Origin of the sequence: Gemmata sp. SH-PL17, from assembly GCF_001610855.1 — a bacterium.
Classification (GTDB): domain Bacteria; phylum Planctomycetota; class Planctomycetia; order Gemmatales; family Gemmataceae; genus Gemmata; species Gemmata massiliana.
Window position 1 is genome coordinate 8,638,175 of record NZ_CP011271.1, and the last position, 17,614, is coordinate 8,655,788.

Sequence of the window (17,614 nt, forward strand, 5' to 3'; positions counted from 1 at the left end):
AGGGCGGTACTTTTTGGCGCGGTTCGGCATGTCGGATCAGCCTGAGATTAAGTCGGGGTCATCCACGAAGTAGCTGTCCCGCTCGGCGTCGTCGGCCATGTCGGTTAGGGCTTCGGCCTCTTCTGCGAGCTGTTCGGCCAGCTCCCTCAACTCGAATGGGGAGAGATGAGGGGCACGTTTGCGGATGTGCTCAAGGGTGCGTTCGACGAGAGGCATGGCGGAATCCTGCATATGACTCACCTGGTGTGGGTGAATCATACACAATAGGAGGTGGCGATGCTATATGCGATTTTCGATAGGTATTGACTATCGATTGAGGGAGCCGTTTTCTTCGGTATCCGCTCAGCCGCTAGCCGGGCTCCAAACAGAAAAGACAGGATTTTTGCAGTGCCTCAACGGGCCTTGACTTGTTTCAGTAAATGCGCATAGAATACAGGCGTAACGAATGCGGAAGTCCTGGGATGGCAGCCGCGTTCTTACCGCTAATCGCATCACGTTTGATGCGAAGGCTAAACACCAGAAGGGGATGTCATGTTCGTTGGAAAAGTTCATGGAATCGGCGGGAAGCTTAGAAAACGGGTAGAACGCGACAAAACAGATGATCGCACCGAACGGCTGTTTGATCTCTGTGAATCGAACAACAGGAACCAGGTCCGCTCGCACTCGAAGTCTCGGCCGCAACAGCGGTCGGCGAGGCGAGTTGGTGCTGGAGGTGTCGGGTCGGGAGGTATCTGCGGATGTCTCAGCAGCAAGTTGTCCCCTCGTTTGGGGACTGGACCATTAACGAGGTGAAAGACTCGGTGCTCCAAGCGATTGTCAACAGCTTGAAGCGGAGTGGGTTCCGCGGAATCGCGGTCCTCTCAGTGACACTGGGGCTTGTATGGGTTGCAACTAAGGTGGTAGCGAGCGATATGGACGGGAGCAATAAGGCCATCTCCCTCCTGGGCATCACCTGCGCACTTCTAGTTTTGGGCTTGGCCGCACTATTTACGGAGAGAAATGACTATGCCACGGCCAAACAAGAGGGCCGGGACGGTTCGGATCAATCTGGAGCTGTCCTCGGCAACCAAGGAACGACTGGAGAGACTTCAGGAAGCAACGGACTCGCGCTCGATGGTTGAATCCATCAGTCGCGCCCTAGCTGTATATGAGACTCTCGTCACTGAGCACGAGCAAGGCAGCGAGATAATCGTTCGCCGTAAAGATAAAACAGAGTTGGGATTGCTGCTCGTCCCATCTTAAGGGCAGCTTTGGGCCAGGGGTGATTCCCCTGGCCCGTTTTATTAAACGTGGCTTCAAAAAAGCATGGCGCTATCAAAGCGTACAATACACGGAACATACCGGAACACGTAGACGAGTTGACTCGCTGAGTATTCGCGTGTACACATAAGCGGGAGGTCCGCTGTGTGTACTGCGCTCGCCTTACCGCTGACCGAACTGCCGCTTACGCTCATCGACCAGCACAGCCTTCACGACCGCGTGTACGAACGCGGCGAGAAAGAGGTGCGGTTCTACTTTCAGGCGCGGCCGTGCGTGTTGCCGGTATGGTGGAACGGGCGGCTACACGTCGTCCGCTGGGGTAACCACGATCGTTCCGAGCGGAAGTTACCGCCGACGGGCTGGACGTGGGAAGAGTCGGTGAGCGAAGGGAAGTGGTCTGTGTTGGCGCCCGAGCCAGTGAAGGTGCCTGCTAACTACATCTTCACGAACGGGGTGTGGGTTAAGGTGAAACAGGGTGTAGAAGGGTTGCTCGTGCGTGATCGCCAGGAGCGACCAGTGGTGTTTCTCATTTGTCGGCAGTCCACTCGCTATTACCAGGTCATGACGCGAAGCGAGTGGATGCCAGCGCTGATGGGCGAGGTGATTTGAATGCCTTAAAGACACTGACGATTTTAACGAATAATCTCAAACTGCGATTTCCCTCCCGCGCCTGAGTGATCAATATGGGTAGGCGGACGCCGTGGTGGTGTCTGGCAAACTAGAAGGAGCAGACGATGGCGGATGAGGTATATCTTGGCCCTGGAGTCCCGCGCCTTAAAGAGATGGGGGAGCATTTTGAGCGTCAAGTGCGACTGCTGACCGCTTGGATTACCGGTCTCGGGAACATGAAATGCCCTGGATTGAGATCCCCGTCCGTTTACAATGAAAAACTAATTAAATTCAAGTATCTCGGAAATGACTACTTAATAGATGCATCGTTCGATGTAATTAATTCGGATGAAAAAATCAATTACCTGTTGAGATTGGAGATAGTACAAGAATCAGCTGCAAAAGGTCTAGCCATTGGTGGAGCGGTAGCTTTCCTTGATGCTGATGGGACTGTTTTCGAGTACAATGGCAAATTGATACCAATTGACCTGAAAATCCAATCGGATGCCGAGAAATTATTCGCTTACTTAGCGATGGGTCACTGGGCGAAACCGAGTTCAATTCGCTGAACCTAAATTAGACTTCAGGTCGGGAGCCCCGCGTTGGGGTCTCCCGAATGTGACTGTCCGCACGTGCCGAGCTCATGCGGTGTCGGTGGTATTCACGCCGTATCCTTCGCGTGCTCGCTCGGCACGTCGCCGACGGCTTTGGGCACCCGCCGCTTGTTGATTTCCATCGGCCGCTCGGATCAGCTCGATCGGTGTTAATCCGGCCCGGCGGTTTGCGCCTAAGATGGTGATGAGACAACCTTCTAGTTTCGAGAAAAACGATGCGATTCTGGTGTCGATTGCGTATATCACACTCAATTGACACGGAATATTCTATTTTGATTTTCTCTTGGCGTGCTTCTTTGCTTCCTGTGATTCTGGGGATGGGGTGGCTCCATCTCTATCAGATGCGGATGGGGTGATTTCATTTTCTTGCGATTCTGTTAAGGCATTAGCATTAGCGTCATCGTCCGAGCGGGCGGAAGTGTCTTTCCGAAAGTCTACGTCTCTTAAATTGCGTATCCCTTTCATTATTTTATCAGTGATCCACAGTGAGCTAATGGCGCAGATCGTCATCCCCCCGCCTGTGAGAACTGTCTGGAAGCCTAGCCCCAAGTGGCCAGATATCAAATTATTCGTGCCAGACCAGACTCCTGCTCCCAGAGGGAAAAGGCATGCTGAACGAATCCCATTGTTCAGCAATTGCTGTAGTGTAATTTGACCAAGTTCGGGGGAATGAGAGTACGGAACCTGATATTCAAATAGCTTGCGCCGCAATTCATATACAGATTTATTTTTATTCAAATAATCAATGCTTGATAGATAAATACTCGACAGTTGAAAGTATGTCTTTAATTGCTCAATTCTATATACTGACGATAATTTTAAGTATTCATTCATTTCACTGGCCGCATAAAATTGCGATTCCTGGTACATATTTCTATCTAGGGAGCGTATCTTGCGCTTCATATCTCTTCCAAATAATATCAGATCGATTGCAAATTGCGAAAAACGCTCATCGTCCATTGATATTAACTTTTTTACATCATAATTTTTGAGTGCAATGTTATGCTTTATAGTAACATCGAAGCCAATGCGAATTAATTCCAAATCTACAATCGTGTCGCGATTTGTTTGCAAACTGTTTGCTAAAAAGCCAGATACCCCACCAGTAAGCTCTCCTGGAAGGTGTGCTGTTGTAACCCATAGCTCCGGAAGATCGGACCGGACTGAAATGGCTCGGCACTCCACACTGACGGGTTTGTTGTCATTCATGCTACTGGCCGTCCGGAATATTTGTTATTCTTTAAGCTACACCAAGCTGCTGAATGGTTCGCAGGTATTATCTTTAATAAGTGAGGCAAGTCAACTCTCAACCGTAGCTCGTGTGTTTGGTAGTTGCTTCACGATCAGCACTTCGGAAAGCTTCTCGTTCGTCTGGGGTCCGACAGCCTGACAACTCAAGCCAGTGTCAGTGCGGGGCGGGTATAGCCGCTTTATTGGCGAGTAGCGGTAGTAGCGACACCACCCGCATGTGCAGGAATGCTGTGAATCGGCAAGCGTGAGTGCGGTTGCTTCCGAACTACGGAGCTAATGCGGTAATTCCCATTGGCCTTTCTCTTTGGGGGAGTGTCGATATCATCAGCCCGCGGCCCGGCGATCCCGGACAGCAACGGCTGCGGCGATACGCCGCGGGTGAATGAGTAATGCCCGTCAACAGTTGACTCGCACCCCAACGCGACGGGATCGCATTGGGGCGCGGCAGGTGGCCCGTAAGTGACCAACCGCCGGGTCGCATTCAGTTAAAGAGCCGGAGCTGGGCGAACGGCTGGTCCGCCAGGATCGGCCCGCGAAGTCGCTCAGTCACGTGGTACGAGTACGCTCGTGCCCACTGCAAGAATCCGCGGTTGAACTCGAACTGCACCGCGTGCCACTTCAGATCCCCGGCGTGCGGCCCCGCCGGTAGGTGCATGTGGGCCTGGATCTCTCGCCCGGAGCGCATCCACCGCACATCCTCGGTGACCTGCGCCGCGTCCCGCCCGATCGTCCACCAGGTCGGGACGTGGTGCCCGAGAGTCAGGGGGAGCAATCGGCGCCAGTGCTCCCCGATCCACTTATAAGCCTTCCGTGGCATGTATCCGGTGGGATGGTTTCGCCCGAGGCACGAAGCGCGAATGAACTCGGCCGTCGCCCGGTCGCGATCATCAACCGCGTGCTCGTCGAGCCAGTCCGCGTACACCAGGCGCGGAGTGTCGTCGTCGAGGTGATTGCGGATCGCGGTGAGGAGTGCGGCGCGCTCGCTCATGCCGCACTCCCTTGCTCGACCGGCTCAATCAGTTCGTACTTGTTCGCGATGTCGTAACCCGCTGCCATCAGCCCCGCCCGCAATTCGTCGAGCGACGTGGCCACGATCGCGAGCCCGCCCCGTGCCCTCACCCGTTTGCGGTGCCCGGCTTGCTTCCTCTTTCGCGCGGAACTGGTCGTGTCCGGCCCCGGTTTCTTCAGCTCGAGTGACAGGAACCGGCCGCCGTCCGGAAGGCAACACAGCACGTCGCCGCACCCTTCCTCGTCGTTGAACCGCACGAACCGTTTGCCGATCTTCATTGACCCGGAGTTGGTCCGAATGGGCAGCGCACCCCACCACTCCAGCCACGCCACGCACGTCGCCTGCACTTCTTTTTCCAGCGTTTTCTTGATCCTAGCGCCCATCTCAAACCGCCTTTCGCGCATGAAAAACCGGGCGGCCGGTGAGGGTATTACAGCGCCTTCGCCCATCGCGCTGGTTCCACTGCACCGCATCCACCGCCCGGGTTGTGCCGGGATGAAACTCACGCCGCCAACCGACTCGAGCGCGTTCCTCGGAGCCACGCTCCCATCTCTTCCACCTCTTGCGTCCAATAGCTGGTCATGCGCCGGTGCATGAACGTCGCAAACATCTGGTCCACGATCGCGGCCAGATCGCGGACGTGTTGGAGCCGGTCCTCTTCGCGGGCACGTTGCTCCCCTTCCGCCTCGGGCGGGGGTAGTTTGATCGAGCTGAGCGCGAGCGTTTCGGCCTGAATGATGAACGAGAACGTCTCACCAGCACGTGCGACGTGGAACGCGGCTTTCCGCGGGAGCTTCCCAGCCTTCGCCGCGGCGCGCGCCTCGGGCAGTCGCGAGGCGGCTTCCGCGTTCATGGTGCCGTTGCCCGTGGCCCCACGCGGACATTCCAACCGCAACCCGCCTTGCAGCATGAACGTGATGCTCGACCCGTCTGGCACTTTGAGGGTGTCGCCCTCGCACTCCGAGAAGTACCAGAGCCAAAGCAAGAACTCGTTACCGAGGAACTGAGGTACGGTATCGGACGCGCACCACGCGGGGCGATCGTCCGGCGTGACGCCCGGCACGAACGGTGAGAGGCTCTCGTATTCGGCCTTGGGGAACAGGTCCATCGCGAGCCCCGCCGCGTCGATCGGCTCGAGCTTGCCGGCGAGCTGCTCTTGCTGGGTCAGGCTCGATAGGAACGTTTGGTCCCAGAGGTGTTGGAACCGCGCCCCGTCCGCCCCGCTGGTCGAGCCGAGGAACGCGGTGTTGTTCACCGCATCCCACATGCACGGGGCGAGCTTCCATTTCCGGTACCGGCCGTCCTTCGCTTCCTGTTCGAGCCGTTCCCGTGCGATGGATTTCGCCTCGCGCTTCTGCCGCATGCTCGGCAGCCCGCTCGGGTTGTCCTTGCTCAGCGCCTTCAGCTCGGTTTCGTAGTACGCCTTGAAGCGCTCCGGCGGGAACCGATCGGTTTGGGCGCAGTAGTCGAACAGCAAGTGGTCCGTGTAGACGTTCTTTTCCTGGGTGAAATCCTTGTCCCAGATGTGCCGTCCGGCGGTCCATCCGGTCTCGACACCATCGGCCGCCGCCGGCTTGTCTCGCCCGGCCGCGTAATCCTTCAGCCGTGTGAGGTGTGTGCCATCGAACAGGCGCGGCTTCGCGCCCTCGACTCGAAATCTCTGGAACGCAAGTGAGCCACTGAGGAACGACATTGCATGTCTCCGGGAATGCGGTGGTGAGGGATCAGGCGCGGTCGCCGGTGTCCGCGATGCGGAGCACGTTCGGGCGGGCCGGGAACGGCAAGATCGTAGGTTCGGCGGTAAGCCGATCGTGCCAGGTCTTCACCTCGGCGCGGGCCGAGCGGATGTACGACACCGCCCATCGCGCCTCGCGGACGACACGCCGGGCGTACCAGAACGCCGCGGTCGAGGTGAGCAGGGACAGCACACAGAGCGCGATCAAGAACGTGAGCATGGGTTAGGCTTCCAAAGGGGGAACAGATTCGGTTGAGGTCTGGGGTGGAACAACAAGCCGGTACTCCCACAGCCCGGCTTTCGGGTTGCCGCGGCGCTGGGCATCGACCCGGAACAGGCCGAACTTGGCTTTCCGCAAGTCCCGAACACGGGTACCGATGCTCGTCTCCGGGTCGAGTTTGCCGTTGAACATGAGCGCGATTCGGGCCTGGATCTCCGAAACGGTGAGCCACTGGCCGCATCGCATCACGGTGAGGACTCGCTCCTGCTGCGTGTCGGCCCGCTCACCGTCGAGGGCCGGGTCGAAGGTCGCGCCGTCGCGCGGAGGTCCGGTATCGCTCATGGGTGCGATCTCTTGGGGTGGTCGTTGGTCACTTGGATTTGCGGGCCGGGGTGAACCCGTTCGCCGCCAGGCGCCGTGCGATGTTGGGCAGGTCCGCGAGCGACTCGGAGACGGCCCCGCCGCGGATCTGTACAAGCTCGGCCCGCTGGTGCTCGCGAAGCAGTTGCACCGGGTCCACCCCACGGAACGGCCCTCGGTACTTCGAGAGCGCCGGGTGTCGGTCGCCTTTGCGGTACAGCTCGGCGCCGGCTGCGCACGCCTTGTGGTCGCATCGGACCGGGATTGTGAGCACCGTGCGATACCCGGCTTTGGGCACCAATCGGGCCGGGCCGTCAGGCGGCACCACGACGCATTCGGGCATGGGCACATCCACGAGCCCGAGGTCGCGGCACAGTTCGCACTTCGGCTCGGGCGCCGGCCCGGGGTCTCGGGGATCGGCCGCGGCCAGCGCCTCGGACCGCTCGCGCCGCAACGCCTTCAGCTCGATCACCAGGGCGTCGGTGTGCTCGTTGGGGAACTTCGGCGTCCGTGCGTTGCTCACGAGCCGATCCGTGCATTCCCCCATCTCGCCGACGGTCGCGCCGTACTTGTCCTGAAACACGCCCTGATTTTGCACCAGGGTGCGAGCCGTCTCGGGGTTCCCCGCGGCCCCCGTCGCGATGCAGTGCAGCTTGACCCAGCCTTTAAACTCAGCGTCACTCACGATGTGCCTCCGCTGTTGCGATTCCTAAATGCGTCGTTAATCACGTCGTCGATCGTTTGTTTGCCGCCCCCGGGCGCTGCCCCCGGAGCCGCGTCGAACTCTCCCTCGAGCACCCGCACCAGCACGTCCGGATTGCTCACGAACGTGTCGAGCCGTAAGCCCTGGGGCCACTTCGGGTCTTCCCCTCGGCAGCGGGCCGAGCGCCCGGCGCGGCGCACGGCCTCCCGCCAGCGTGCGGCCCACGTGGGATCACGTAGCCGCGCCTGCCAATGGCCAACTCGGTTGGGGGTGCGTTGGATGCCGTTCGCGGATTCGTGGCCCGGGAGCTTGGCCGCGACCCATTCGCCGACCAGCTCAGCGAACTTCGCTACAGACCCGGCCTCGGGGTCCGGTCCGGTTTCGGACTTGAGATCCGGCGTCGGGGGTTCGACCGCGCCGCCCCCGGCTCTGCGGGGGGTAGGGGGGTGTCTTTGTTTGTCTTCTTCTCTTCTCTTTTCTTCTCTTCTCTGGTCACGCTTGTGTCACGCTGGGTGCGTGACATTTTCGGGACATCAGCGTGACCGGAGCGTGACTCGCCAGAACGCTGCTTTTGCTTGCGATTTGCGGCCTGTGCGCGCTGTTTTGCACCTTCACCCATGTGCCGATCGAAGCGCGGGAACGTGATTCCGCCGCCTTCTTCGGGAGAAGATTTCAACCACCCGACGGACTCGAGCGCCGCGCCGAACCCGTCGCACAGCGCGATGGAATCGAGACAGGAGCGTGACACAAGCGTGACATGACCGTGACGGTCCGCGTGCGTGTCGGCCCACACCCACACCGTCGTGAGCCGACCGATTACGCCGAACGTATCGAGCTTCAGAAGGGACGCCAGCCGGATCACGGCCGGGTCACTCTGGAGGTCCGTTCGTAGCTTGATCCACCCGCCGGCCATCTTCCCCTCCAACGTGCGTTCACCCGGGTGCTGAACCCCTGCGCTCAGTGCGGCGGGGCGCCGCTGTCGTCGTTGTTGAAAAGGTCGGTTTGGTCCGGGTCTGGGGGCGGGCCGCCGGTGAACGCGATGGGGCCGAGTTCGTCGTGCTCAACGCCGTCGGTGCCGACCTTCGAGGTCGGGGCGGGTGCGGGCTTCGGCGGCGCGGACAATGCGGCTTTGCGAGTGTTCTTGTGTGACTCGAGCTTCTCTTGAATGGGAATCGGAAGCGTCTTCCACGCGCTGGCGAGCTGCTCCAACGTGGCCGCCCCGTCCAGTAGTTTGATTGCCGCGAGTTCGGCCGGTGATGGGGAAGGGGGCGGGGGTGGAGGAGGAACCGGGACCGCTTCGGCCGAGAGCCACCAGGTGACGAGAGGCTGCCAGAACTCCGGGCCGGGGCATTCGCCGAGCGCGCCGTCCATCGCGGTGCAACCGCGCACCTTCTCGACGTGGGCCGTGTGCTCGTCCGGGTCGAGTCGCACCACACAATCGAACTCGTACTCGGTGTTCTCGCGCTGGTCGGTCTTCATGCCGACCTTCTTGATTCGAGCCTTGCCCCCGTCGTCGAGGCGCTCGTACTCACTCTTCACGCGCATGGTCGCGATCATGTGTGCGCGCGGGTCGGTGAGTGCCGTGAGCATTTTCCGCTGGTCCGGGGTGACCTTCGCCCAGCCCCCGAACTTGTCGCCCTTGTTGTCCCGGGCGTGTTTATCCACCGTCTCCATCGCCCCGTGCCAGGCGTGTGAGAGGGAGTCGAAAATGATGATGTCGAACCCGGCTTTCACCAGGTACTCGTAACACTCCGTGTAGCCCTTGGGGTTTTGCTTCTCGTGTGGGATCGGGCACACCTCGTATTCCCACTTCTCGCCGTCCATTTGCACGCCGTCGTACAACCCGGCTGATTCGTTCTCCGAGTCGGCAACGACGATGCGGGAGCCAATCCCGGCGCGTTTCAGGGCGAACGCCAGACGTAGCGCGGTGAACGTCTTCCCGGACCCGCTCAGCCCCTCCAGCGCGATCTTCAACGGCCGGCGCTGGCGCTTCGCTTTACGTACCTCGAACGCGGACATAACGAGCCCTCTGTGAGCAGTGGTGTTGATGGGGGGTAGGTCAGAACGGGATCGGGCCGACGTAGTGGAGCGTGACCGCGGCGCCCTCGCCATCGACCTGACACGCGGCACGCGCCTCGCACCAGCGCTGGGCGGTTTCGAGCGAGTCGAAGATGGGGCTTTGATGGAACCGGTGCGTGTAGGAGAACCGGCAATCAACGGCCTGAAACCGATCGGCGCCAACACGGTTAACGCGGAATCGCGCATTCGGGAGATTAGCACTGTACCCGGACCGGTCCTCTTTCCACTTGAGGGGCTGGCCCTCTTTCCGGGCCTCACACCACGCGCTCGCGCTCGTCAGGAGCGCCGGTTTGAGTCGGGCACCACACCACAGGTCTTGTGCGATGAATCCCTCTTTTTCCGCAGCGATCTGGAACCGTCCGTCGGCGCTGACCCACGCGGTCCCGCCCGATGTTCGCGCCCATTTGATCGTTCCCTCGGGCTCGGTCGGCTCGGCCGTGGCCACCGCTTCCGCAGCGGGCGCGCCCTTATCGTCGTGGCACTCGCACATGGTGTGAGCCGGTGCGGGTTCTGCCGCCACGATGAGAGACACGGCTGCCGCGGGAACCGTCAGGACGACGCCCACGGCCGCAACCCGGTAGAAGACGATCACCCCATGCGGGTGCTCTTCGTGGATCACGTACAGGATCACGCCCCGACTCAGGGCCGGGTCCAATGTGTTGAGCAGTCGGACAGAATCGCCCGGTCGGTAGATGGGCGCGGATTTGGGCGCGCGGTCTCCCCCGGCGGAACTCGTTTGAGCCACCATCGTCTGCTCCGGTAGTTACTTGAGGCTTGATTCGATACCAGCGCCGCCCCGTGGAGTTGCGCCACGACAGGGGCCAGAGCCCCGGCCCGCCTCACGATGCGGGTTGACCTTCTCGGCCACGAGCGGCAACCGCGCTAGGCGGCCTTGCTCCGCACCTGCTCTGTGAGGTGGTCGAGCACCGTGTGATAGAGCGACGACACCTCATCCGCCTTGACCAGCACCGGCGGGTCGAGGCGCCCCAACTCCCGAGCAACAGCGTCCTGAGTGAACCCGTCTCGGTAGGCGGCCCACAGCATGAGCAGGCGCAGCACTGTTGGGCGGACGCACATCTCCGCGACGAGCACGCGGTCGCTACCGTTCGCGGGCAGGGGTTTCGGCTTGCGGCGGGACATGACGTGTTCCTGGTGTGGGCTGGGTAGTTAAGATCAGAGCAAGTCGAGATCGGCGAGTTTCTTCAAGCACGCCTCGACCCGTTGCTTGCGATCTGATTCGGTTTCCGGTTGCTGTTGCGACATTTGCGCGTGATTGCTCTGGCGCAGGAACTCGGCCAGTTCCGCAGGCGCGACCTTCCATCGCCCGCCGATCTTGCGGCCACGGAGGAGCAGCCGCCTTTTCTGGCCGCTCTCATCCCACGCCGTGACGCCGACCACGAGCCAGCGGTTGACCGTTGAGAGCGACACCTCGTATGCCGCCGCGATCTCCTCGGGCGTGAGGTACTGTCGCCCCTCAGCGGGGGATGGAACCAGTGGCGGTGACGACGGAATCTCGGTCGCTACAACGGTTTCCATCTTCGACACTCCTTACTGACCAATCGTTCACACATGGATGGTAACCCACACAGGTCGCGAACGGATCGCGAATGTGGTCTGAAACCGGTCTGATCCGAAATAATTGCGATTGCTCGCTCGGTATGGCGCTGCTGGGTTATCGCGTGATTCTTGGGAGGACACAGGTAGTATTGCATCATCGGCCCTTTTAGGGCACTTAATGACCTTAAAGAGGCCGAAAAGTTGCTGAACTAGTGGTGTTGTAACCCGAAATGACGTTGCGATTAGGACGACCGATGAAGATTATCGCTCACATGGCGAAGCAAGACTCAAAGCCTGCTGGCGACAACCGTAAGTTCAAAGTTCGCCCGCAGCTCCTCATAGGGCTCGACGTCTTGGCGGAACGAAAGGCCACCGACGTCACTGAGTTGGTGAACACAGCCGTCAGGGAGTTGTTGGAAAAAGAAGGGCTCTGGCCGCCAAAACCAGAAGGCAAAGGAACGGCATGATTGTTTTGCGTATCGTCAGCGTGGTGGTATTTGTGAGCTGCTGCATCGCCTGTGGTGGGGCGGGAAGCAAAAGTACGAGCACTTCAAAGGAGGTTGGTGCGCCAGCAAATAAGCGATCGGAACCGACGGGCTCGATCGAAAACCTACTTGCGGAGATGCGTGCTGATCCTGAAGGCGCGAGCGAGATGTACAAGGGGAGAAGGGTTACGGTATCCGCGACCGTTCATTCTGCTGATTGGTTCGACAAGAAAAGCAAGGGGCCGCACGCCTTGCTGCAGTTCAACAACCCGACCAAGGATACCGTTGCTGCATTCTTTGGCCGGCGCCAAGCGAAAGAGGTTCTCGCACTCAAAAAGGGCGATCGGGCAACTATCACCGGCACCATCCTTTACGGAACCGGCAAGCGCGGCGAACCAACCACTCTTGGCCTTGACGACTGCGAGCTAATCGAAAGCAAGTGATCGCCCATGCCCAAATATTACCGCAGAAACAGCCGAGCAACTGGCGCCTCATGCGGCGGCTGCCTTGGCGTTGGGATTATCTCTGCGGTGCTTTTTGCTTGTGTGGTTTTCGTTTGCACCGGCCTGATGATCGTTGGTAGTCGCGACAGGTCCGCAGCCCCTTCGCCGACGCAAAAGTCAATCCAGAGGTTTGAAACTGGCGACCACGACGACGAGAGACCGCCAGCGGATGCGATCGGCGGTTACCACGTCAAGGAATTCCAATCGGACGGGAAGACCGTCCACGTAAAGGCATACCAGCGCAAAGACGGCACGTGGGTTAAGGCGCACGATCGTCGGCCGCCCAAAAGGTAGCCTCAACTCACAGCAAGCCGGTACCCGCCTTCAACGCGCTCCACCGGATCTGCCTCCACTCCTAATTCCAACTCCGCGCGCAACACGGCGCGGAGCCCATACGCCACATCCTTGAGCCGGTTGTCTTCGGCGTTCGTATCTGCCCACACGCGAGCTTTCAGCGCCCGGTCTCGTACCGGCTCGCCCTTTGCGTCTACCAGCGCGCGGAGTAATCGCTCCCTCAGTCCACTGACCCGGAACGATTGCCCGTTAAACGCGGCCAGGCCCGCCCGGAAGCTCCACCCGCGATTTGAGGGGAATGGCCCCGGCGTGTCGCCCCAATCGTCCTGGATGCGACCGGATGGCCCGACTTCGGACCAGGAGCCGTCCGGGTAGAGCACGAGCACGGCGCGTGGATCGGGGTGGTTTGTTTCGCGCGCGAGTTTAGTTGCTGCGGACCAAAGCAGAGAGAGATCATTCGTGATCACAATGGCACCGGGCATGTGGCGGGGTAAGCCACCAATCTCCCGGTGTGAAGATGAATCGCGTATGTCGGTTAGGCCGGTTGTCCGTCGCGCAGTGAAGATTCCGTGAGGATGTGCGGGATCAGCCGGTTGCGCGGGCGATCCGGCGCGCTACCGCCTCACTCGGGTCGGCGTAAACGGCCCGGGTCACCTCCACAGTGTCACCGATCGCGGCGGCCGCAGCCTCGTCGCTCTCGTAGATTCGCTGTACATTAGTCGCCCGATTGTGGCGCAACTGGTGAGGCGTCCACGGTTCGATTCCAGCCGCCCGGCACGCTTCGCGTATCAACTCCGAGTACCGCGCCGAGGATACGGGCACGCGGCGAGCCTTTTCGCTGTTTGGGTAGCGGGGCGGGAAGCACCAAATGCGGCCACCCGGTCCCGGGTTCGCGAGGAACGGGCGCAGGATCTCTTGCGCCTGCGGTCCGAACCACCTTGTCAGCGGTTTGCGTTTCCTCTGGCGGTGCGTGTTTTTATCCCGCACGCGGTATGCCCATTCGGTTTCACTGGTGTCGATCGTGTCCGCGGTCATCGCGCACAGCTCACCAGGCCTGCACCCGGACAACTCGTGGAACTGAATCATCGCGGTTAGGACCGCTGCGCGCTCGGGGTTGGGATCAAGGTGCGGGAGAACGGCCACGACCCGCGCTGCGGGAACGCTCATTACTGGGTCGGGATCGGGGGCCGTAGTGCGGCCCGCCTGGAGGTGCGGCACATGGTCGAGTGCATCGGCGATGCTTGCCGGAACCAACTCCTCGGCCACGCCCCAGGAAAAGCACCGGCGGATGCGCCAGACGTTTCGGTTGATCGTGTCCCGCGCCCACCCCTTTTCGATCATCGCTTGCTGACACGCCTTGAGTTGGCGCGGTTTGAATTCGGTCACGGGCAATAGCTTGTAGAGCGCCGCAAGCACCCGCATGGCCGCGCGCTGGCTGTGCTGCTCCGAGGTTGGCTTGCCGTCTTTGACGTAGTATCGGCCGACGTGCCCCATGTACTCCGCGACCAGGTCGCCAACCATGCGCCCGCCGCTCGGGTTCACCAGGTGACTACCAGCCCCGACCCACTCGGCTTGAAATGCTCGGTACGCTCCTGCCGCCTCTTTCGATCCCCACGAACCAAAGTACCTGATGTTATCTTTCTTACCCGTTTTCCACCGCGCGCACGCCTGCCCACTCTTGGTGTGTTGGAGCATCTTCGGGCACGGCCGGGGAGGTGGGACCGGGGGCGATCCGCGCTTGGCGAACTTGTTGGCGACGGGCGTTGTTAGGGCGCGGGCAACGTCGTAGCCCTGGTGGTCGAGCCGGCTCCGAATCGTCTCCGGGCTGATCCCGACCTTTCGCGCCCATTCCTGAAGGGAAAGGGTCAAACCGTTGTGTGTCAGATAGCGTGGCTTTGGATTGGGCATGTAGCGATTGTGTTAGCTACGATGCGGCCCGAACAGGTTGGTAGCCCCCCGCCCACTCCTGACATGGGCGGGTAAAATACCCGCCTCGTATGTTCCGCGCCAGACTGCCCCGGGAACGAAACAAGCCCTGGAATTTCCAGGGCTTGTGCGAGGTGGAGGTGAGGAGAGTTGAACTCCTGACCTCTTGAATGCCATTCAAGCGCTCTACCAACTGAGCTACACCCCCTCGGTTCAAATAAAGTAGTGGGGCGAACCCCGGGTGTCAACCCTCTGCCGTTGAGCTAGACGCGAACGCACCGCAACTGCACAATCACCCCCATACGGACGCAGCCCGGAGGTAGTGGTGAAGAAGCACGCGGCGCGGTGGTTGGTTCCGGTCCTCAAGTACGGACTCGGGTTCGGACTGTTAGGTTGGGTCATTTACAAATACTGGGAGCCGAACCCACAAACCGGCGCGCCGGGCGTTCAACAGCTCCTCCAGGGCGAAATCGCCTACGAGTGGCTGATCGCCGCCGCCCTCCTTCTGGCGACCACGACGTCCATTCAGTTGTACCGCTGGTACCTTTTGGTTCGCGCGCTCGATCTGCCGACCAGCCTCCGCAACGCATACCGGCTCGGCCTCGTTGGGGTCTACTACAACACGTTCTTCCCCGGGTCCGTGGGCGGTGACCTGCTCAAAGCGTACTTCATCGCCAAGGCACACCCGGAGCGCAAAACGCGGGCGGTCGCGAGCGTGATCGCGGACCGAGCAATGGGACTGTTCGGCCTGATTCTGTTCGTTGGCGTATCAGGGTCGGTCGCATGGGCGTTGGGCGACGTGCGAATCACCAACAACGCGGACTTACAGCGAATCGTGACCATCATGGCCGGGATCGCGAGCGGTTCTATTGTTGGCTTTTTGGCGCTGGGACTGCTGCCCGAGCGCCGCGTCGACCGGTTCGCTTCGCGGTTGAAGTGGGTACCCAAAATTGGCACCTCACTCTCCGAAATGTGGTACGCCGTGTGGATGTACCGTCAGCGGCTGAAAGTGGTCGTGCTGGGCGTCGCTATCTCGGCAGTCGCTCACTGTGCTCTGGTCCTCTCATTCCACTGTGCGTCCCGCGTGTTTCCGCCGAGTGACCCGGCAGCCGAACTCGCATCCATTTCCGAGCACTTCGTCATCGCGCCGATCGGGTTTATCGTGCAAGCGGTCCCGGTTTCCCCGGGGGGCGTCGGCGTCGGCGAAGCCGCGTTCGCGGGCCTCTACAAGATCTCGGGCCGCCCCGAAACGCGCGGGGTCATCGCACGACTTTCACTGCGAATCGTGGAATGGCTCCTCGGCTTCATCGGGTATATCGTCTTCTTGCGCATGCGTGCGGAAGTGATCGAAGCACAACACGAAGTGGAAGAAGAACAGGAACACAAAGAAGCCGCGAGCGAAGAACAAAAGAAAGCCGAAGGGAAATAAAGCCGGTGTCGCCGGGCGCTTCAAATAGAGCGCCCGGCGACACCGGCTTTATTTCACGTTGAGCGCAAAAAACAAACCGCCCGGACCTTTGGTAGCCTCTCCCCTCTACCAAGTGCCCGAGCGGTTGTATTTAAGCGAGTTCCTTCGCTGAGTGGTTGGTCGAGCGGCCTCTCCCCTCCGCTCGGTTTCCCTTATCAGCTTTCGGTTCGCCGATTGAGTTAATGCACGACGTGTGCCAATCCTCATTTCCCCCTGACCTCTCACCCCAACCGATAGCCGCAACTCATTATTTTTACGTATTTTGGGGACGAGAAATATTCTCTCTCTCTTTCACTCTGCTTCTCACATTGCGCCGAAGCTGCTGTCTGCACAGGCAGGGCGAAACGGGCGGTGCCGCGCCTTGTGACATTTCCGACAAGCAAATTGTGTGAACCGATTCCACTTCCGACCCGACCATACACTTGGCGTTGTTGACGCAGCGCGTCCCTGACCCGTACCATCGGGATAGTCATCTTTAAATGCGTTCGCGTTCACGCTTCGGGAGCAGACATGGCCACGGACGTTCGGCTCAAAGAAGAACTTCCCACGATCACGGATCAGCTCGTCGAAACGTACACCGAATGCAGCCGGCTGAACCACCTCGCGCACGAGCCGCTACCCAACCGCGACGCAGTGGCCGGTATCGTCACGGACCTCTTTGAAGTGCTCTACCCCGGTTACGGGAAGCGCCAGAACCTTCACATCGGCAACATCGGCTATTACGTCGGTAGCCTCATCGACGCACTGCACGATAAATTGACAACCCAAATCGCCCGCGCGCTGCGTCACGAACTCTGCCACGAACGCGACTCCACTACGGAGTCGTGGGAAAACGCGAACGACGACAAGCCGCACGTGGACTGCGAGAAAATAGCCCAGCCGAAAGCCGTGGAACTGCTCCGCCGGCTCGCGGACGTGCGGAAGACGCTCGAACTGGACGTGGAAGCGGCGTTCCGCGGAGACCCGGCCGCGCGCAGCCACCACGAAATCATCTTCTGCTACCCCGGTCTCGAAGCGATTACCGTTTACCGCGTCGCGCACGAGTTGCACGGGCTGGGAATACCGTTCATCCCGCGCATGATGACCGAACTCGCCCACGCGAAAACGGGTATCGACATTCACCCCGGTGCGACGATCGGTCCGGGGTTCTTCATCGACCACGGAACCGGCGTGGTGATTGGTGAGACGTGCCATATCGGGCGGGGCGTGAAACTCTACCAGGGCGTCACGCTCGGGGCACTCAGTTTCACGAAGGACGACGACGGGGCACTGCTCCACGGGAACTACAAGCGGCACCCGACGCTCGAAGATGGTGTGGTCGTGTACGCGAACGCGACCATCCTCGGTGGTCAAACGGTGATCGGCACGCGGGCTGTGGTCGGCTCGAACGTGTGGCTGACGGAAAGCGTCCCGCCGGACACGACCGTTGTGCTGGAGAAGCCCAAATTGCGACTCAAAGGCGCCAAGCCGGTCAACGAACCGCTGACGTATGAGATCTGAGCCGACCGCGGAATACATTGCGTTCGTGGGGCGAGCTGATG

Annotated in this window: 23 protein-coding genes and 1 tRNA gene; 7 read left to right on the top strand and 17 right to left on the bottom strand. The window is 60.3% G+C overall.

All coding sequences use genetic code 11. From position 1 onward, the window contains the following. Positions 1 to 36: 36 nt before the first annotated feature. Entirely contained in the window at positions 37 to 216 is a 180-nt protein-coding gene (locus VT84_RS35985) for a hypothetical protein (protein ID WP_157470223.1), read from the bottom strand. Between the two features lie 521 nt (positions 217 to 737). Between VT84_RS35985 and VT84_RS35990 the strand changes: the two genes are divergently transcribed. From VT84_RS35990 to VT84_RS36000, 3 genes are all read left to right on the top strand, one after another. After that, on the top strand, positions 738 to 1,121 hold the full coding sequence (locus tag VT84_RS35990) for a hypothetical protein (RefSeq protein WP_082842928.1): 384 nt from the start codon (positions 738 to 740) through the stop codon (positions 1,119 to 1,121). Between the two features lie 283 nt (positions 1,122 to 1,404). Beyond that, on the top strand, positions 1,405 to 1,869 hold the full coding sequence (locus tag VT84_RS35995; protein ID WP_082842929.1) for a hypothetical protein: 465 nt from the start codon (positions 1,405 to 1,407) through the stop codon (positions 1,867 to 1,869). A gap of 125 nt (positions 1,870 to 1,994) precedes the next feature. Next, on the top strand, positions 1,995 to 2,438 hold the full coding sequence (locus VT84_RS36000) for a hypothetical protein (protein WP_082842930.1): 444 nt from the start codon (positions 1,995 to 1,997) through the stop codon (positions 2,436 to 2,438). A 312-nt stretch (positions 2,439 to 2,750) separates the two neighbouring features. On the opposite strand, the gene VT84_RS39310 is transcribed toward VT84_RS36000, so the two are convergent. The 13 genes from VT84_RS39310 to VT84_RS36055 all read right to left on the bottom strand — a co-directional run bounded on the left by VT84_RS39310 (position 2,751) and on the right by VT84_RS36055 (position 11,376). Next, a complete protein-coding gene (locus tag VT84_RS39310; protein ID WP_157470226.1) occupies positions 2,751 to 3,692 on the bottom strand; it encodes a hypothetical protein in 942 nt (313 codons plus the stop codon). Positions 3,693 to 4,215: 523 nt separating this feature from the next. Then, positions 4,216 to 4,722, bottom strand: coding sequence for a TIGR02996 domain-containing protein (locus VT84_RS36005; protein ID WP_082842931.1), 507 nt, complete (start codon positions 4,720 to 4,722; stop codon positions 4,216 to 4,218). Further along, on the bottom strand, positions 4,719 to 5,126 hold the full coding sequence (locus VT84_RS36010; RefSeq protein WP_082842932.1) for a hypothetical protein: 408 nt from the start codon (positions 5,124 to 5,126) through the stop codon (positions 4,719 to 4,721). Before VT84_RS36010 ends, VT84_RS36005 begins: the two co-directional genes overlap by 4 nt. A gap of 119 nt (positions 5,127 to 5,245) precedes the next feature. Next, positions 5,246 to 6,436 carry a hypothetical protein gene (locus tag VT84_RS36015; RefSeq protein ID WP_082842933.1) on the bottom strand — a complete coding sequence of 397 codons (1,191 nt, stop codon included), beginning with the start codon at positions 6,434 to 6,436 and terminating at the stop codon, positions 5,246 to 5,248. Between the two features lie 31 nt (positions 6,437 to 6,467). Then, positions 6,468 to 6,698 (bottom strand): hypothetical protein, encoded by a 231-nt coding sequence (locus VT84_RS36020; protein WP_082842934.1) that lies wholly within the window; start codon positions 6,696 to 6,698, stop codon positions 6,468 to 6,470. Positions 6,699 to 6,701: 3 nt separating this feature from the next. Beyond that, the gene (locus tag VT84_RS36025) at positions 6,702 to 7,040 is read right to left on the bottom strand and encodes a hypothetical protein (protein WP_082842935.1); all 339 of its coding nucleotides are present in this window, start codon (positions 7,038 to 7,040) and stop codon (positions 6,702 to 6,704) included. A 28-nt stretch (positions 7,041 to 7,068) separates the two neighbouring features. Then, the gene (locus VT84_RS36030; protein WP_082842936.1) at positions 7,069 to 7,743 is read right to left on the bottom strand and encodes a hypothetical protein; all 675 of its coding nucleotides are present in this window, start codon (positions 7,741 to 7,743) and stop codon (positions 7,069 to 7,071) included. Next, positions 7,740 to 7,961, bottom strand: a complete 222-nt coding sequence (locus tag VT84_RS36035) for a hypothetical protein (RefSeq protein ID WP_082842937.1) — start codon at positions 7,959 to 7,961, stop codon at positions 7,740 to 7,742. Before VT84_RS36035 ends, VT84_RS36030 begins: the two co-directional genes overlap by 4 nt. Positions 7,962 to 8,110: 149 nt before the next feature. Next, the gene (locus VT84_RS36040; protein WP_082842938.1) at positions 8,111 to 8,674 is read right to left on the bottom strand and encodes a hypothetical protein; all 564 of its coding nucleotides are present in this window, start codon (positions 8,672 to 8,674) and stop codon (positions 8,111 to 8,113) included. 44 nt (positions 8,675 to 8,718) lie between these two features. Beyond that, positions 8,719 to 9,780, bottom strand: coding sequence for an AAA family ATPase (locus tag VT84_RS36045; RefSeq protein WP_162271962.1), 1,062 nt, complete (start codon positions 9,778 to 9,780; stop codon positions 8,719 to 8,721). Between the two features lie 40 nt (positions 9,781 to 9,820). Beyond that, positions 9,821 to 10,588, bottom strand: coding sequence for a hypothetical protein (locus VT84_RS39840; RefSeq protein ID WP_162271963.1), 768 nt, complete (start codon positions 10,586 to 10,588; stop codon positions 9,821 to 9,823). A 134-nt stretch (positions 10,589 to 10,722) separates the two neighbouring features. Then, complete coding sequence (locus VT84_RS36050; RefSeq protein WP_082842940.1) at positions 10,723 to 10,980, bottom strand: hypothetical protein; 258 nt, start codon at positions 10,978 to 10,980, stop codon at positions 10,723 to 10,725. 33 nt (positions 10,981 to 11,013) lie between these two features. Continuing rightward, positions 11,014 to 11,376 carry a helix-turn-helix domain-containing protein gene (locus tag VT84_RS36055; protein WP_082842941.1) on the bottom strand — a complete coding sequence of 121 codons (363 nt, stop codon included), beginning with the start codon at positions 11,374 to 11,376 and terminating at the stop codon, positions 11,014 to 11,016. 275 nt (positions 11,377 to 11,651) lie between these two features. Between VT84_RS36055 and VT84_RS36060 the strand changes: the two genes are divergently transcribed. Further along, the gene (locus VT84_RS36060; protein WP_082842942.1) at positions 11,652 to 11,864 is read left to right on the top strand and encodes a hypothetical protein; all 213 of its coding nucleotides are present in this window, start codon (positions 11,652 to 11,654) and stop codon (positions 11,862 to 11,864) included. Continuing rightward, positions 11,861 to 12,325 carry an OB-fold protein gene (locus VT84_RS36065; RefSeq protein ID WP_082842943.1) on the top strand — a complete coding sequence of 155 codons (465 nt, stop codon included), beginning with the start codon at positions 11,861 to 11,863 and terminating at the stop codon, positions 12,323 to 12,325. The genes VT84_RS36060 and VT84_RS36065 overlap by 4 nt, the downstream gene beginning before the upstream one ends. A gap of 356 nt (positions 12,326 to 12,681) precedes the next feature. Here the strand turns inward: VT84_RS36065 and VT84_RS36075 are convergent, their stop codons facing one another. The 3 genes from VT84_RS36075 to VT84_RS36085 all read right to left on the bottom strand — a co-directional run bounded on the left by VT84_RS36075 (position 12,682) and on the right by VT84_RS36085 (position 14,813). Continuing rightward, a complete protein-coding gene (locus VT84_RS36075) occupies positions 12,682 to 13,065 on the bottom strand; it encodes a helix-turn-helix domain-containing protein (protein WP_157470229.1) in 384 nt (127 codons plus the stop codon). 199 nt (positions 13,066 to 13,264) lie between these two features. Next, a complete protein-coding gene (locus tag VT84_RS36080; RefSeq protein WP_162271964.1) occupies positions 13,265 to 14,548 on the bottom strand; it encodes a tyrosine-type recombinase/integrase in 1,284 nt (427 codons plus the stop codon). A gap of 192 nt (positions 14,549 to 14,740) precedes the next feature. After that, positions 14,741 to 14,813, bottom strand: a tRNA-Ala gene (locus VT84_RS36085). A gap of 117 nt (positions 14,814 to 14,930) precedes the next feature. Here VT84_RS36085 and VT84_RS36090 point away from each other — a divergent pair. Both VT84_RS36090 and VT84_RS36095 read left to right on the top strand, forming a co-directional pair. After that, positions 14,931 to 16,034, top strand: coding sequence for a lysylphosphatidylglycerol synthase transmembrane domain-containing protein (locus tag VT84_RS36090; RefSeq protein WP_052550066.1), 1,104 nt, complete (start codon positions 14,931 to 14,933; stop codon positions 16,032 to 16,034). Between the two features lie 549 nt (positions 16,035 to 16,583). Next, entirely contained in the window at positions 16,584 to 17,573 is a 990-nt protein-coding gene (locus VT84_RS36095) for a serine O-acetyltransferase (protein ID WP_052550064.1), read from the top strand. Positions 17,574 to 17,614 lie beyond the last annotated feature (41 nt).

What these genes read in the sequence shown, in the direction of transcription:
- VT84_RS35985 (WP_157470223.1), bottom strand. Translation starts at nt 216, where the DNA reads ATGCCTCTCGTCGAACGCACCCTTGAGCACATCCGCAAACGTGCCCCT.
- VT84_RS35990 (WP_082842928.1), top strand. Translation starts at nt 738, where the DNA reads ATGTCTCAGCAGCAAGTTGTCCCCTCGTTTGGGGACTGGACCATTAAC.
- VT84_RS36000 (WP_082842930.1), top strand. Translation starts at nt 1,995, where the DNA reads ATGGCGGATGAGGTATATCTTGGCCCTGGAGTCCCGCGCCTTAAAGAG.
- VT84_RS39310 (WP_157470226.1), bottom strand. Translation starts at nt 3,692, where the DNA reads ATGAATGACAACAAACCCGTCAGTGTGGAGTGCCGAGCCATTTCAGTC.
- VT84_RS36005 (WP_082842931.1), bottom strand. Translation starts at nt 4,722, where the DNA reads ATGAGCGAGCGCGCCGCACTCCTCACCGCGATCCGCAATCACCTCGAC.
- VT84_RS36010 (WP_082842932.1), bottom strand. Translation starts at nt 5,126, where the DNA reads ATGGGCGCTAGGATCAAGAAAACGCTGGAAAAAGAAGTGCAGGCGACG.
- VT84_RS36015 (WP_082842933.1), bottom strand. Translation starts at nt 6,436, where the DNA reads ATGTCGTTCCTCAGTGGCTCACTTGCGTTCCAGAGATTTCGAGTCGAG.
- VT84_RS36020 (WP_082842934.1), bottom strand. Translation starts at nt 6,698, where the DNA reads ATGCTCACGTTCTTGATCGCGCTCTGTGTGCTGTCCCTGCTCACCTCG.
- VT84_RS36025 (WP_082842935.1), bottom strand. Translation starts at nt 7,040, where the DNA reads ATGAGCGATACCGGACCTCCGCGCGACGGCGCGACCTTCGACCCGGCC.
- VT84_RS36040 (WP_082842938.1), bottom strand. Translation starts at nt 8,674, where the DNA reads ATGGCCGGCGGGTGGATCAAGCTACGAACGGACCTCCAGAGTGACCCG.
- VT84_RS36045 (WP_162271962.1), bottom strand. Translation starts at nt 9,780, where the DNA reads ATGTCCGCGTTCGAGGTACGTAAAGCGAAGCGCCAGCGCCGGCCGTTG.
- VT84_RS39840 (WP_162271963.1), bottom strand. Translation starts at nt 10,588, where the DNA reads ATGGTGGCTCAAACGAGTTCCGCCGGGGGAGACCGCGCGCCCAAATCC.
- VT84_RS36050 (WP_082842940.1), bottom strand. Translation starts at nt 10,980, where the DNA reads ATGTCCCGCCGCAAGCCGAAACCCCTGCCCGCGAACGGTAGCGACCGC.
- VT84_RS36055 (WP_082842941.1), bottom strand. Translation starts at nt 11,376, where the DNA reads ATGGAAACCGTTGTAGCGACCGAGATTCCGTCGTCACCGCCACTGGTT.
- VT84_RS36060 (WP_082842942.1), top strand. Translation starts at nt 11,652, where the DNA reads ATGAAGATTATCGCTCACATGGCGAAGCAAGACTCAAAGCCTGCTGGC.
- VT84_RS36065 (WP_082842943.1), top strand. Translation starts at nt 11,861, where the DNA reads ATGATTGTTTTGCGTATCGTCAGCGTGGTGGTATTTGTGAGCTGCTGC.
- VT84_RS36095 (WP_052550064.1), top strand. Translation starts at nt 16,584, where the DNA reads ATGGCCACGGACGTTCGGCTCAAAGAAGAACTTCCCACGATCACGGAT.